This window comes from Streptomyces sp. NPDC054866 (assembly GCF_053610745.1).
This window is the reverse complement of sequence record NZ_JBSGZA010000001.1, coordinates 280,865-294,653: the sequence shown is the minus strand read 5'-3', so window position 1 is coordinate 294,653 and position 13,789 is coordinate 280,865. Positions and strand designations below refer to the sequence as shown.

Annotated in this window: 12 protein-coding genes; 8 read left to right on the top strand and 4 right to left on the bottom strand. The window is 71.7% G+C overall.

The genetic code is table 11. The features are described 5' to 3' along the window. The first annotated feature begins 134 nt into the window (after positions 1-134). The 3 genes from ACWGI2_RS01150 to ACWGI2_RS01140 all read left to right on the top strand — a co-directional run bounded on the left by ACWGI2_RS01150 (position 135) and on the right by ACWGI2_RS01140 (position 3,524). A complete protein-coding gene (locus tag ACWGI2_RS01150; RefSeq protein ID WP_453692896.1) occupies positions 135-977 on the top strand; it encodes a DUF4142 domain-containing protein in 843 nt (280 codons plus the stop codon). A 40-nt stretch (positions 978-1,017) separates the two neighbouring features. After that, the gene (locus ACWGI2_RS01145) at positions 1,018-1,779 is read left to right on the top strand and encodes a TIGR04222 domain-containing membrane protein (RefSeq protein WP_453692894.1); all 762 of its coding nucleotides are present in this window, start codon (positions 1,018-1,020) and stop codon (positions 1,777-1,779) included. Positions 1,780-1,886: 107 nt separating this feature from the next. Next, positions 1,887-3,524, top strand: a complete 1,638-nt coding sequence (locus ACWGI2_RS01140; RefSeq protein ID WP_453393984.1) for an alpha/beta hydrolase — start codon at positions 1,887-1,889, stop codon at positions 3,522-3,524. A gap of 4 nt (positions 3,525-3,528) precedes the next feature. Here ACWGI2_RS01140 and ACWGI2_RS01135 read toward each other — a convergent pair whose 3' ends face one another. The 3 genes from ACWGI2_RS01135 to hemG all read right to left on the bottom strand — a co-directional run bounded on the left by ACWGI2_RS01135 (position 3,529) and on the right by hemG (position 6,235). Beyond that, positions 3,529-3,903 carry an RNHCP domain-containing protein gene (locus ACWGI2_RS01135; protein ID WP_453393983.1) on the bottom strand — a complete coding sequence of 125 codons (375 nt, stop codon included), beginning with the start codon at positions 3,901-3,903 and terminating at the stop codon, positions 3,529-3,531. A 156-nt stretch (positions 3,904-4,059) separates the two neighbouring features. After that, positions 4,060-4,779 (bottom strand): hydrogen peroxide-dependent heme synthase, encoded by a 720-nt coding sequence (gene hemQ, locus ACWGI2_RS01130; RefSeq protein WP_367045746.1) that lies wholly within the window; start codon positions 4,777-4,779, stop codon positions 4,060-4,062. Positions 4,780-4,783: 4 nt separating this feature from the next. After that, positions 4,784-6,235 (bottom strand): protoporphyrinogen oxidase, encoded by a 1,452-nt coding sequence (gene hemG / locus ACWGI2_RS01125; protein WP_453393982.1) that lies wholly within the window; start codon positions 6,233-6,235, stop codon positions 4,784-4,786. Positions 6,236-6,376: 141 nt separating this feature from the next. Here hemG and ACWGI2_RS01120 point away from each other — a divergent pair, with 141 nt between their 5' ends. Further along, positions 6,377-7,348: a DUF4349 domain-containing protein gene (locus ACWGI2_RS01120; RefSeq protein ID WP_453692892.1), complete on the top strand. Its 972-nt coding sequence runs from the start codon at positions 6,377-6,379 to the stop codon at positions 7,346-7,348. A gap of 47 nt (positions 7,349-7,395) precedes the next feature. Next, a complete protein-coding gene (locus ACWGI2_RS01115; protein WP_453692890.1) occupies positions 7,396-8,778 on the top strand; it encodes an FAD-dependent oxidoreductase in 1,383 nt (460 codons plus the stop codon). A gap of 65 nt (positions 8,779-8,843) precedes the next feature. Here ACWGI2_RS01115 and hemE read toward each other — a convergent pair whose 3' ends face one another. Continuing rightward, complete coding sequence (gene hemE / locus ACWGI2_RS01110; protein WP_160507756.1) at positions 8,844-9,917, bottom strand: uroporphyrinogen decarboxylase; 1,074 nt, start codon at positions 9,915-9,917, stop codon at positions 8,844-8,846. A gap of 144 nt (positions 9,918-10,061) precedes the next feature. Here hemE and ACWGI2_RS01105 point away from each other — a divergent pair, with 144 nt between their 5' ends. From ACWGI2_RS01105 to ACWGI2_RS01095, 3 genes are all read left to right on the top strand, one after another. Beyond that, positions 10,062-10,730, top strand: a complete 669-nt coding sequence (locus ACWGI2_RS01105) for a DUF3000 domain-containing protein (protein WP_453692888.1) — start codon at positions 10,062-10,064, stop codon at positions 10,728-10,730. A 280-nt stretch (positions 10,731-11,010) separates the two neighbouring features. After that, entirely contained in the window at positions 11,011-11,673 is a 663-nt protein-coding gene (locus ACWGI2_RS01100) for a response regulator transcription factor (protein WP_160507754.1), read from the top strand. Positions 11,674-11,751: 78 nt separating this feature from the next. Beyond that, positions 11,752-13,023 carry an HRDC domain-containing protein gene (locus ACWGI2_RS01095; protein ID WP_453692886.1) on the top strand — a complete coding sequence of 424 codons (1,272 nt, stop codon included), beginning with the start codon at positions 11,752-11,754 and terminating at the stop codon, positions 13,021-13,023. Positions 13,024-13,789: the final 766 nt, after the last annotated feature.

Here is a 13,789-nt window from a genome sequence, read left to right as displayed (position 1 = left end):
CGCATCCCCGCGCGAGCACCGCCCGCCCCGCATCCCATGCCCCTTACCCGTACGGCAGTTGACGTACTCCGGGCGGTAACCGGCAGGCGCCTCTCCGTGGCGCACTAACGTGCGGTGCCGCAACAGGAGGCGCCATGCGATCCATCAACGGCACCGGCCTCATCGTCGCGGGGCTCGTCGCGACACTGGCCGCGCTGCTCTTTCCCGTCTGGTCGTACGAGGACAGGTCGGGAACCGGCGTGGACAGACTCGACGCGGAGACCGTGTCGACGGAGTTCGGCCCGCTCTCCGCGCTCGACCGGGACTTCATCACCAAGGTGCGGCTCGCGGGCCTCTGGGAACTCCCCGCCGGCCAGCAGGCCGAGGCGCGCGGCACCAACAAGGCCGTCAAGACGGCGGGCGAGCACCTCGTCGAGGGCCATACGTTCCTGGACGCGCGGGTGCGCGAGGTGGCGACGCAGCTCAACCTGGAACTGCCCAACCAGCCGACCGCGCAACAGCGGGGCTGGCTCGACGAGATGAGCGACGCGCACGGCGACGCGTACGACGAGAAGTTCGCCAACATCCTGCGCGCCGCCCACGGCAAGGTCTTCTCGGTGGTCGCCGAGGTCCGCGCGACCACCCGCAACTCGCTGGTGCGCACGCTCGCGGACGACGCGAACACGACGGTCCTCGACCACATCACGGTCCTCGAAGGCACCGGCCTCGTCGACTTCGACGATCTGGCGCGCGACGCGGCGTCGGCGGGCCCCGTCCCCGTGACCCGCTCCCCCGCCCCGCCGGGCCCGACCCGGTCGCCGTCCCCGGCGACCCCGGTCTCCCCCTCCCCCACCTTCTCGCTGCCCCCACCGGCCTCCCGCCCCAAGCCCACGGATGAGGAGAGAGATAAGGGTGGCGACAAGGGCGGGCGCAAGGAAAAGCCCCGCGGCAAAACGGAACGTTACGTACCCGCGATCCCGCGTCCGCATGCTGAATAACCCATGGCGCGGCCCCCGCTCCCTCGCATACAACACCGGCATGTTCTGGCTTCCGCTCCTTCTCGTGGCCTGGGTCGCGACGGGCCTGTCCTGTGCTCGGCTCTGCCTCACCGCGTACCGCGCCGCCCCGCACGGCGCGGCCCCGGGGCACCGCCATGAACTGACGCTCTACGAAGCCGCGTTCCTCTCCGGCGGTCCCGCCCGCGTCACCGACCTCACCCTGGTGTCGATGGCCCGCGCCCGGCGCCTGCTGCTCGCGCACACCGGCTGGGCGACGGTCGTCGACCCGGTGGGCGGCGACGACATGGAGCGCTCCGTGCTCGGCGCGATAGGGCCCGGCGGGCAGTCGCCGATAGCGCCGGTGCGCCGCGCTGCGGCCGGCACCGACGCGATGCGGGCCCTCGCCGACCGTCTCGTCGCGGCGGGACTCGCCCTGCCCGAAGGCTCCTGGTCGGGGGTCGCGGGAGCGGTCCGGCAGGTGCGGGCCGCCGCGGTCGTGGTGGTCGCGCTCGGGGCCGTCGCGCTCCTGATGCCCACCCAGGAGCCGCCGGGACAGGTGCCCGTGGCGCTCTGGTTCGCGCTGCCCCTCGTCCTGAACGCGAGCTGCCTGGCCGTGGCCCGCTTCGAGATCCACCCCTACCCCCGCTGGGCCTCGCCCGCGGGCCAGCTCCTCCTGAGCGCGCTCCCCGCGCGCGGCGGCTCCGACCTCACCGCCGTGGCCGTACGCGGCACCCGCGCCCTCGCCGACCCGGAACTCCGAGCGGCCTTCGCACACCGGGACACGGCGCATCGGGGTCATTGAGCCCGACACGCCCGACACCGGCGGGGCGGTGCTTTACTTCGCCTATTACCAAACGAATCATCCCTTTTGTTCGAGCAACGCACGGCCGAATGAAGGGATGAAGAGCGATGAGAGCAGCAGCCGCCCTCTACGGAACCGCCGGATCCTTGGTCCTGACCGCACTCGTCGCCGCCCCCACGGGAAGCGCGTCCGCGGCCGACACCTACCCCTACCCGTCCCTCTACGCGGAGGCGGAAGCCCACGGCACCCAGGTCGCGGCCCGGCGCGCGCAGGCGGCCGGTATCCGCTTCGGCGCCTGCCCCAAGGTGGAGAGCCTGCCCCCCTCGATCAAGTGCGGCACGGTCTCGGTGCCGCTCGACTACGCGCACCCGGACGGCAAGCAGATCAGCCTGACCGTCAGCCGCACCAAGGCCACGGAGCGGGCCGAACCGCGACGCGGCAAGGCCGTCAAGCGGCAGGGCGCCCTTGTGTTCAACCCCGGCGGTCCCGGCGGGTCCGGCATGTACTTCCCGATGGCCGGCATGATCCCCGAGTGGAAGCGCATCGCGGCGGCGTACGACCTCGTGGGCTACGCACCGCGCGGTGTCGGCCGCTCGGCCCCGATCTCCTGCCAGGACCCCAAGGAGTTCGCCAAGGCCCCGACGCAGGCGCCGACCCACCCCGACACCGCGTACAAGCTGAAGCGGATCGCGCAGGCGAAGGCGTACGCGGAGGGCTGCGTCAAGCGCTCGGGGAAGGCCGTGCGGCACTACACGAGCCTGAACAACGCCCGTGACCTGGATGTGCTGCGGGCCGCGCTCGGCGAGAAGAAGCTGACCTTCATGGGCGCCTCGTACGGGACCTACTTCGGCGCCGTGTACGCCTCGCTCTTCCCCACGCACGTGCGCCGCATGGTCTTCGACTCGGCGGTCAACCCTGACCCCGCGCAGATCTGGTACCGCAACAACCTCGACCAGTCCGCGGCCTTCGAGCAGCGCTGGGGCGACTTCCGCACGTGGGTGGCCAAGCACGACAAGACGTACCACCTGGGCAAGACGCCCGAGGCGGTGCTGCGCAGCTACGAGAAGGTGCGGGACCAGCTTGCGACCAAGCCCGCGGGCGGCAAGGTCGGCCCCGGCCAGCTGCAGTCGGCGTACCTCCAGGCCGGCTACTACGACGACTACTGGCCGGCGCGCGCGTCGGCGCTCTCGGCGTATGTGAAGGGCAACCCGAAGCCGCTGATCGAGCAGGCGGCGCCCGAGCCGAAGGCGGCCAAGGAGCAGGAGAACGGCAACGCGGTCTACACCGCGGTCGAGTGCAATGACGCGCCCTGGCCGACGGACTTCAAGACCTGGAACCGCGACAACTCACTCCTCGCGCGCACCGCGCCCTTCGAGACCTGGGACAACGCCTGGATGAACCTGCCGTGCGCCTACTGGCCCGAGGCCCGGCAGCAGCCCCTGGACGTCCGCACCGATGAGGGCGAGCTCGCCCCGACGCTGATCCTGGCCGCCGAGCGGGACGCGGCGACCCCGTACGCGGGCGCCAAGGAGCTGAACCGCAGGCTGGCGGGTTCGGTCCTGGTGACCGAGCGGGACGCGGGCACCCACGGCATCGGCGCGGGACCCAACAAGTGCGTCAACGGCCACATGGAGGCGTACCTCCTTGAGGGCAGGCTCCCCGTACGGCGCGCGGAGTGCGCACCGCACAAGGAGCCCAAGCCGCTGTCCGGCGCGCGGGCAGCGGCTCTTCCCAAGAAGCCCTAGCCGGTCACAGCGCGCCGAGCCGCTCCAGCGGGAACGGCGGCTGTGCCAGCGGGCGCACCGCGAGCCGGGTCAGCGGCAGGGCGTTGTCGTCGCCCGCCGTGCGGTTGGCGTGCAGGACGCCGCAGTGCGTGCAGCGGTGGACCAGAACCCACTCGCCGTCTCCTCGTACGGAGATGGCGAGGGGTTCCATCCGGGCGCCGCACTCCGCGGCCCGGTCACCCGGGGTGTCGTCGAGGTGACGGCTCCACAGGCAGTTCGGGCAGTGGTTGCGGTGGTCGGTGCCCAGCGCGGTCATCGATACGTCGAGACCGCACTGCAGGCAGCGGAAGGACTGGGCGCGCGCTTCAGTGCGGGCCCGCCGAGAGGTGTTGCGGGACATGGTGGGGTGGACTCCAGTGCGTCGCGGAATGGGCTGGCTTCGAGCTGTTCCGCGGGGCCCTGGGCATACACGCACCATCCTTCGTTCTCGGCTACGCCTTCTCTGCTACGACCTCTCGATGAAACGCGCACCCGGCGGGCGCGGCAACCGAATTAACTAGGCGAGGCCCGCCACGAGCTCGGCCACCGACTTGCGGCGCCCGGTGTAGAACGGCACCTCTTCACGGACGTGCATGCGGGCCTCGGAGGCGCGCAGGTGCCGCATGAGGTCGACGATGCGGTACAGCTCGTCCGCCTCGAAGGCGAGCATCCACTCGTAGTCGCCGAGCGAGAACGAGGCGACCGTGTTGGCGCGCACGTCGGGGTAGCCGCGGGCCATCATGCCGTGGTCCTTGAGCATGCGGCGCCGGTCCTCGTCGGGCAGCAGGTACCAGTCGTAGGAGCGCACGAAGGGGTAGACGCTGACGTAGTTGCGCGGCGTCTCGTCGGCCAGGAAGGCCGGGATGTGCGACTTGTTGAACTCGGCGGGGCGGTGCAGCGCCATGTTCGACCAGACCGGCTCAAGGGCGCGGCCCAGCTTGGTGCGGCGGAAGAGGTTGTAGGCCTCCTGCAGCTCGTCGGAGGTCTCGGCGTGCCACCAGATCATGACGTCCGCGTCGGCGCGGAGCCCCGACACGTCGTACGTGCCGCGGACGGTGATGTCCTTGGCGGCGAGCTGGTCGAACAGCTCCTGGACCTCGTCGGCGTAGCCGGCACGGTCCTCGGGCAGCAGGTCGCGCAGCTTGAAGACCGACCACAGCGTGTAGCGGATGACCTCGTTGAGGTCCTTGGCCTTCTTGCCCGCGTTCGGGCTCTTGGCGGGGGCGTCGTCACTCATGGCCCTATTCTCCTCCGCCGCCGTGCAGGCTCTGCACCGGGTTGGCGGTGAGCTCCTGCACACCGGCCAGGTCACCGCCCAGCTGATCGACGGCGGCGTACGCGCTCGCGATGCAGGCGGGGATGCCCACTCCGTCGTACGCCGCTCCGCACACGGCGAGGCCGGGCAGCTTGCTCACGTGCTCGCGGACGCGGGCCACGCGCGCGTGGTGGCCGACGGGGTACTGCGGCAGGCCGTCGTGCCAGCGGGTGACGCGGGTGGCGACGGGTTCGGCGTCGAGGCCTGTGGCCGCGCGCAGGTCGCGCCGGGAGAGCGCGATGAGGTCGGCGTCGTCACGCTCCAGGATCTTCGTCTCGCCGTACCGCCCCACTGACGTACGCAGAACCAGCAGGTCAGGGTCTTCCTCGGCGATCCAACCCCACTTGCGCGAGGCGAAGGTGGACGCCTTGATGGTGTGCCCGTCGACGGGCGGCACCAGAAAACCGCTGCCTTCGGGGAGGTCGATCTCGCTGCGGCGGTAGGCGAGGGTCATCAGGGCCATGGAGGCGTACTCGACGGTGGCGAGCTCGGCCGCGGCGGCGGGCGCCTCGACGCCGAGGAGCGCGGCGGCGGCGTAGGCGGGCACGGCGACGACCGCGGCTTCGGCGTCGATGGTCTGCTCCCCCACGGTCACCTGCCAGCCCTCCGGGGTGCGCCGCAGCTCGGTGACCGGCGCCCCCGTGCGGATCTCCCCGCCACGCGCGCGTACCGACTCCGCGACCGCGAGCGGCAGTTGACCGACGCCGCCCTCGATGCCCATGAAGACGGGCCCGGTCTGCTGGTTCTGCGCGGCGCGGGCCTGGATCTCGCGCACGCCCTCCGTGAGCGAGGCGTGCGTGCGGGCTGCCTCGAAGAGCTGCGGGACGGCCGAGCGCATCGAGATGCGGTACGCGTCGCCCGCGTACACCCCGCCGAGCAGCGGCTCCACGAGGCGGTCGACGACCTCGCGGCCGAGGCGCGCGGCCACGTACTCGCCGACCGCGACGTCGTCCCCGACCTCGGTGCGCGGCAGCTCACGGTCCCGCTCGATGCGCCGAAGACCTTCGTCGGAGAGCACTCCGGAGAGGGCCGAGGCGTCGCCGGGCACACCCATGACGTGACCCTTCGGCATCGGCCGCAGGGCCCCGCGGGTCCAGATCGCGGCGGTCGCCGTGGCGGGCGGCTGCAGCCGGTCGGCGAGGCCCACCTCCCGGGCGAGGGCGACGGCCTCCGGGCGGCGGGCCAGCATCGACTCGGCGCCGAGGTCGACGCGGACGCCTTCGATCTCACCGGGGAGCAGCTTGCCGCCGAGCCGGTCGGAGGCTTCCAGGACGGTCACGCGGGCCCCGGTGTCGAGCAAGCGGTGGGCGGCGGCCAGTCCGGCGATCCCGCCACCGATGACAACGACATGGCCCGTACGTGTGTCCGTTTCGCGCATGCCTCCACTTTACGAGTCGTGCTCCGCGAGCCGCGCGAGTCCCGACCGTGACCCCATCGGGACCGGCCAGCAACCATCGTTCCGCCCCTCCCCGGCGTCAAAGGAGCAACAGTCACCACGACCCTCGGGGGGTACGTCGAGATGCACGCGTCCAGCAAGAGCACGTCAAGGCACCGCACCGTCCAGGCACTCTCGGCCGTCCTGCTCGCGGTCGCCCTCGCGCTCACCGGGTGCAGCGCGGGCGGCGACAGCGGCGGCGACAGCGACAAGGCGGCGGGCGGCGCCGCGCGCGAGGACGCGTACGCGCCCGGCAACCAGGACGACAAAGGAGTGGGCGGCGGCCAGGCGGACAAGTCCGGTCAGAAGAAGCCGCCCAAGCTCACCGCCACGCACATCATCCGCACCGCCACCCTGACCGTCCGCGTCAAGGACGTACCGAAGGCCCTGGACGAGGCGCGCGCGGCGGCCACCGACGCGGGCGGCGTCGTCGGCGACGAGACCACGGACCGCGACGGCCGCGGCCACGAACGCTCCCGCATCGTGCTGCGCGTCCCGCAGGAGCAGTACGACGAGGTCCTCACCTCCCTCGAAGGCACGGGCAAGTTGATCGAGCGCAAGGCCAAGGCGCAGGACGTCACCGAGCAGGTCGTCGACGTGGAGAGCCGCATCAAGTCGCAGCGGGCGAGCGTGGCGCGGGTGCGGGAGCTGATGGACAAGGCGACGAAGCTGAGTGATGTCGTCACCCTGGAAGGGGAGTTGAGCACCCGTCAGTCCGAACTGGAGGCGCTGCTCGCGCAGCAGTCCTCGCTCAAGGACCGTACGAGCATGTCCACCATCACGCTCTCGCTCAGCGAGACGGCCGTGAAGAAGGCGGACGCGGACGACGACGACCCGACGTTCGTGGACGCGCTGTCCGGCGGCTGGAGCGCCTTCGTGACGATGCTGCGGTGGCTCGCGGTCGTCCTCGGCGCGATCCTGCCGTTCGCGGCGGTGGCGGCGCTGCTCTTCCTGCTGTGGCAGCGCCTGGTACGGCCCCGGCTGCCGCGTCGGCCCGCTGTGGCGGCGGCTCCCGCGGCCCCGGCCGCACCGGCGCGCGAGGGCGATGACGACTAGCGGCCGCCTGGAGGCCTTCAACTGCCGCCGCGTCGTAGCGTGTCCGTATGAGGATCGCGAAGGAACGACTGGTGGTCATCGGGGGTGACGCGGCGGGCATGTCCGCCGCGTCGCAGGCACGCAGGCTCAAGGGTCCGGACAAGCTGGAGATCGTCGCGTTCGAGCGCGGCCACTTCACCTCGTACTCGGCCTGCGGCATCCCCTACTGGGTCGGCGGCGACGTCCCTTCGCGGGACGAGCTGATCGCACGTACGCCCGAGGAGCACCGGGCCCGCGACATCGACCTGCGGATGCGTACGGAGGTCATGGAGATCGACGTCGAGGGCGGCCGGGTCCGCACGCGGGACCTGGAGTCCGGGGCCGAGGCCTGGACGTCGTACGACAAGCTCGTGATCGGCACCGGTGCCCGTCCGGTCCGTCCCTCCCTGCCCGGCATCGACGCCCCCGGCGTGCACGGTGTGCAGACCCTGGACGACGGCCAGGCGCTCCTGGACACGCTGGCGGGCACGGAGGGCCGCAGGGCGGTCGTCATCGGCGCCGGTTACATCGGCGTCGAGATGGCCGAGGCCCTCATCCAGCGCCGCTACGAGGTCACGGTCGTCAACCGCGGCACGGAACCGATGTCGACGCTCGACCCGGACATGGGCCGCCTCGTCCATGACGCGATGTCCGGCATGGGCATCGAGATGGTGAACGGCGCCGAGGTCACCAAGATCCTCACCGGTGACGACGGCCGGGTCAGGGCGGTGGCCACCGAGGACGCGGAGTATCCGGCGGACGTCGTGGTGCTCGGCATCGGCGTGCGCCCCGAGACGCAGCTCGCCCGCGCGGCGGGTCTTCCGCTCGGCGAGTACGGCGGGCTGCTCACGGATCTCGCGATGCGGGTGCGGGGCCACGAGAACATCTGGGCGGGCGGCGACTGCGTCGAGGTCCTCGACCTGGTCTCGGGCCGCGAGCGCCACATCGCGCTCGGCACCCACGCCAACAAGCACGGTCAGGTCATCGGCTCGAACGTGGGCGGGAGTTACGCGACCTTCCCCGGTGTCGTCGGCACGGCCGTCAGCAAGGTCTGCGACCTGGAGATCGCCCGCACCGGCCTGCGCGAGAAGGAGGCGCGGGCGGCGGGACTGCAGTTCGTGTCGGTGACCATCGAGTCGACGAGCCGCGCCGGCTATTACCCCGGTGCGGCCGTGATGACCGTGAAGATGCTCGCCGAGCGCCTCACGGGACGGCTGCTCGGCGTCCAGATCGTCGGCCGCGAGGGAGCGGGCAAGCGCGTCGACATCGCCGCCGTGGCCCTGACGGCCCGGATGACGGTGGACCAGATGACCGCACTCGACCTCGGCTACGCACCGCCGTTCTCACCGGTGTGGGACCCGGTCCTGGTGGCGGCGCGCAAGGCGGTCGCGGCGGTACGGGCACCTGGCTAGGCCCCCGCTCCCGCCACACCCGTCACATTCAGGCGAGATTTTCAGCCAACTACGAAACGGCTTTGTCAGCGAGCGGTCCGCGTGTGGACGTGCTCCACGAGGCGCGTCAGGGCGTCGGGGTCCGTGGACGGCAGAACGCCGTGGCCGAGGTTGAAGATGTGGCCGTCGAGCCCGGCCGCGGCGTCCAGGACCTCGTCCGTCTTGGCCTCGATCGCCTCCCGCGTGGAGAAGAGGACCGCCGGGTCGAGGTTCCCCTGCAGCGCCTTGCCGGGACCGACCCGGCGTACCGCCTCGTCCATCGGGACGCGCCAGTCGACGCCCATCACGTCGGCGCCCGCCTCGCCCATCAGACCGAGCAGTTCGCCCGTGCCGACACCGAAGTGGATGCGCGGAACGCCGTACGAGGACACGGCGTCGAAGACCTTCTGCGACGCGGGCATCACGGAGCGCCGGTAGTCGGCGGGGGCAAGGGCGCCCACCCACGAGTCGAAGAGCTGCACGGCGCTCGCGCCCGCCTCGATCTGCACCTTGAGGAAGGCGCCGGTGATCTCCGCGAGCCGGTCGAGCAGATCAGCCCACAGCTGCGGGTCGCCGTACATGAGCGCCTTGGTGTGCTCGTGGTTACGGCTCGGACCGCCCTCGACCAGGTAGCTCGCGAGGGTGAAAGGTGCGCCGGCGAATCCGATGAGGGGCGTCGACCCCAGCTCGGCCGTCAGCATGCCGATCGCCTGCGTCACGTAACCCACGTCGTCCGGCGTCAGATCCCGCAGCTGGGCGAGGTCGGCGCGCGAGCGGATGGGGTTGGCGACGACCGGGCCGATGCCCGGCTTGATGTCGAGGTCGATGCCGATGGCCTTGAGCGGGACGACGATGTCGCTGAAGTAGATCGCGGCGTCGACCTTGTGGCGGCGCACCGGCTGCAGCGTGATCTCCGTGACCAGCTCCGGCATCATGCACGACTCCAGCATGGCCGTGCCCTCGCGCACCTTGCGGTACTCGGGGAGTGAGCGCCCGGCCTGCCGCATGAACCAGACCGGCGTGTGCGGCACGGGCTCGCGCCTGCACGCCTTCATGAAAGCGGAGTCGTACGTCGCTGCGTTCTGCCGGCCCGCGGGGCTCTGGCTGTTGTTGGCACTCACGCGGGAAAGTCTCGCACGCGCCCGGCCAGCCCCTGCCCGACCCCCGCCCGACCTCCTCCCGGAGGGGCACGCTGCCTTGACCGGGGCCCCTCGCACGGGTGTCTCTCCCTGCGCGAAGCCGCCGTTCCCCTTAATCTTCCCCGCATGGCTGCGGCTCAAGGACAACGGTCGGACGGCGCTGGCGAGATGGAAAGTACGGAGGGGAAGGTGGCGGATTCGACTCCGTTGCCCTTTCGCGCGGCGGTCGAGGCGCTGCGCGGGGCACGGCTTCGGCCTGAGATCGAGATCGACCCGACGCGGCCGCCACAGCGCCTGGCCCCGCACGCGTACGCCCTGGAGGCGGCGGTGGTCGAAGGCGACGAGGACCTCGCGGACGGACGGCTCGTCCTGCTGCACGACCCGGCGGGGCACGACGCCTGGCAGGGCACCTTCCGCCTCGTCACACTCGTCCGCGCGGAACTGGAACCGGAGATGGCGGCGGACCCGCTCCTTCCGGAGGTCTGCTGGTCCTGGCTGACGGGCGCGCTACAGGCGCGCGGCCTGGCCTGCGGGGAGCCGAGCGGCACCGTCACGCGCGCGGGCTCGCACTACTTCGGCGGGCTCTCCGAGCGGCCGCCCGCGTCACAGATCGAGATCCGGGCGTCGTGGACACCGCGCGAGGGACCCGGCGGGGCGCCGGACACGGCGGCGCATCTCGCGGCGTGGTGCGATCTGCTCTGCCAGGTGGCGGGCCTGCCGCCGGCGAACCAGGGGCACGGCGGCGACGGGTCCGTGGTGTCGCTGCCGCAGCGGCGGGGGCCGCAGACGCCTTGACGGAGGGCGGGGGCGCGGGGGTGGAAGCGGGGGTGGAAGACGGGGGCGGGTCCGCTGGACCGAACGATCACGCGGATGAGCGATTCTGAACGACTGCGATTCGGGTTGATCTTCGGATGATCGATCGCATGTCCGAATCGCCCGAATTGTTACTCACCAAATCGTGATCATTCTCTAAAGGCGGGCGGGTTTGGTGCCGAAGAGGTTTGTGACCTTGAAAGCACGGTTCGCTCCGGCTTCATCCCCGAGCCGGCTTACGTCCCGCACCCCAGGAGGCCTGGTGTCCGTTCTCCTCGAGCAGCCCGCAAGCCTGGTCGCCTACCGCCCGAACAAGCCGACCGCCATGGTCGTCGTGGCCGACCCGCGCGTCCGCTCCACCGTCACCCGCCACCTGTGGGCCCTCGGTGTACGCGACGTGATCGAGGCCTCGTCGATCGCGGAGGCTCGTCCCCGCATCGGCAACCCCCGTGACATCTGCGTCGCAGACGTCCACCTCCCCGACGGCTCCGGCCTGACGCTCCTCTCAGAAACCCGCGCGGCGGGCTGGCCGAACGGCCTCGCCCTCTCCGCCGCCGATGACATCGGCGCCGTACGCAACGCCCTCGCGGGCGGCGTCAAGGGCTACGTCGTCACCGGCACCCGCAACAACGTCGGTCTCCCCACCCGCCCCGGCGCCGCGCCCATCGGCTCGGCCGCCGCCCGAATGCACCGCCGCCCGCCGGGCGCGCCCAGCCACCCCGGTGGCTACCGCGAGCTGTCCGGCCGTGAGGTGGAGGTTCTCCGCCTCGTCGCGGAGGGTCAGTCGAACAAGGCCATCGGTGTCTCGATGGGGCTCTCCGCCCTGACCGTGAAGAGCCACCTCGCCCGCATCGCACGCAAGCTCGGCACGGGTGACCGCGCCGGGATGGTGGCGGTGGCCCTGCGCACCGGAATCATCCACTGACTCATTTACACCCCTCGCGCGCCCGTCGACGGAACGTTCCGTCGACGGGCGCTGTGCATACACAGATACCCTTGACAGGTGACCGACGCCCAAGAGACCGCAGCAGACAGCTCACTGCGAACCACCGGAGGCGGCCCTCCGGACGACGTCGAAACGGCGCCGATCCCTTTGGACGAGCCGCGTGATGGCATCCCCCCGGTGGTCGCCGACGAGACCGCCCTCGCAGAGGTGATCGCCGCATTCGCGGCAGGCAGTGGCCCCGTGGCCGTGGACGCCGAACGTGCGTCCGGCTATCGGTACGGCCAGCGTGCCTACCTCGTACAGCTGCGCCGTGAAGGCGCCGGCAGCACCCTGATCGACCCCGTCGCCTGCCCCGACCTGTCGGAGCTCGGCGAGGCGATCTCCGGCGCGGAGTGGGTGCTGCACGCCGCCACGCAGGACCTGCCCTGCCTCCGCGAAATAGGCATGATCCCCACCAGCATCTTCGACACGGAGCTCGCGGGACGCCTCGCGGGATTCCCCCGCGTCGGCCTCGGCGCGATGGTCGAGGGCGTGCTCGGCTTCGTCCTGGAGAAGGGCCACTCGGCGGTCGACTGGTCGACGCGGCCCCTGCCCGACCCCTGGCTTCGCTACGCCGCGCTCGACGTCGAGCTGCTCGTGGACCTGCGGGACGCGCTGGAGAAGGAGCTCGACCGGCAGGGCAAGCTGGAGTGGGCCCGCGAGGAGTTCGACGCGATCTCCTCGGCGCCGCCTCCGCCGCCCCGCGTGGACCCCTGGCGCCGCACGTCCGGCATGCACAAGGTCCGGCGCCGCCGTCAGATGGCGGTCGTACGGGAACTCTGGACCGCGCGCGACAAGGTGGCCCAGCGGCGTGACGTGTCGCCCGGCAAGGTGCTCAGTGACGGCGCGATCGTCGAGGCGGCGCTGGGGCTGCCGCCCAACGTGCACGCGCTGGCCGGCCTGACCGGCTTCGGGCACCGCATGGGGCGACGCCAGCTGGAGCAGTGGCAGGCCGCGGTGGACAGGGCCAAGGCCCTGCCCGACTCCGAGCTCCCACAGCCGGGCCAGGCTGTTTCCGGCCCTCCGCCGCCCCGCTCCTGGGCGGACCGCGACCCGGCAGCGGCGGCACGCCTCTCCGCGGCGCGGGCGGCGGTCTCGGCGCTGGCCGAGGAGCTGAACATGCCGCAGGAGAACCTGATCACTCCGGACACGGTACGAAGGGTCTGCTGGGAGCCGCCGACTCAGGTGGACGCGGATTCCGTGACGGCGGCGCTGGCCTCGCACGGGGCGAGGCGGTGGCAGATCTCGCAGGTCACGCCGGCTCTGGTTACGGCGCTTACGGCTAGCTGATCGGTGGGGGGGGCGCGGGGTCGGGGCGGGGCTTTGCTGGGGCGGGGGCGTTGAGGGTTACCGGGGCCGCCCGGTTGTCCTGAGGTTGGCGGTTCCGGGCCGGGAGTAAAGGGCGCTCCTGCGTCGCGTCGGCTACGCCGATGACCCTCCGGGCCACCCTTGACACCCGCCCCTCCACCGCGCGAGGGAAGACGACCGGACGGCCAGGGGGTGGAACTTTCGACCACTCCCGTGGGGCCGTCAGGCTTTCCTGCCGAGTGCGGACTGGTTCTTCCGGCGTGACCGTCACGGGTCACCCTTGCCGCCCGGTCCGCAGCCGGTTCGGGGATGGATGCCGGTCTCGTCAAGCGACTACCGGCCGGATCTTCCAGGGTGACCGTCACGGGGAGAAGGCGGACGCCCGGTCCGCAGCCGCTCCGGGAACGGGCACCGGTCTCGTCAAGCGACTGCCGACCCGATCTTCCGACGTGACCGTCACGGGGAGAAGGGCGGACGCCCGATCCGCAGCCGGTCCGGGAATGGGCACCGGTCTCGTCAAGCGGCTGCCGACCGGATCGTCGGGGGTGACCGTCACTGGGAGTAGGGCGGGCGCCCGATCCGCAGCCGCTCCGGGGCCGGGCACCGGTCTCGTCAAGCGGCTATCGACCGGATCTTCCAGGGTGACCCTCACGGGGAGTAGGGCGGGCGCCCGGTCCGCAGCCGCTCCGGGGCCGGGCACCGGTCTCGTCAAGCGGCTATCGACCGGATCTTCCAGGGTGACCCTCAC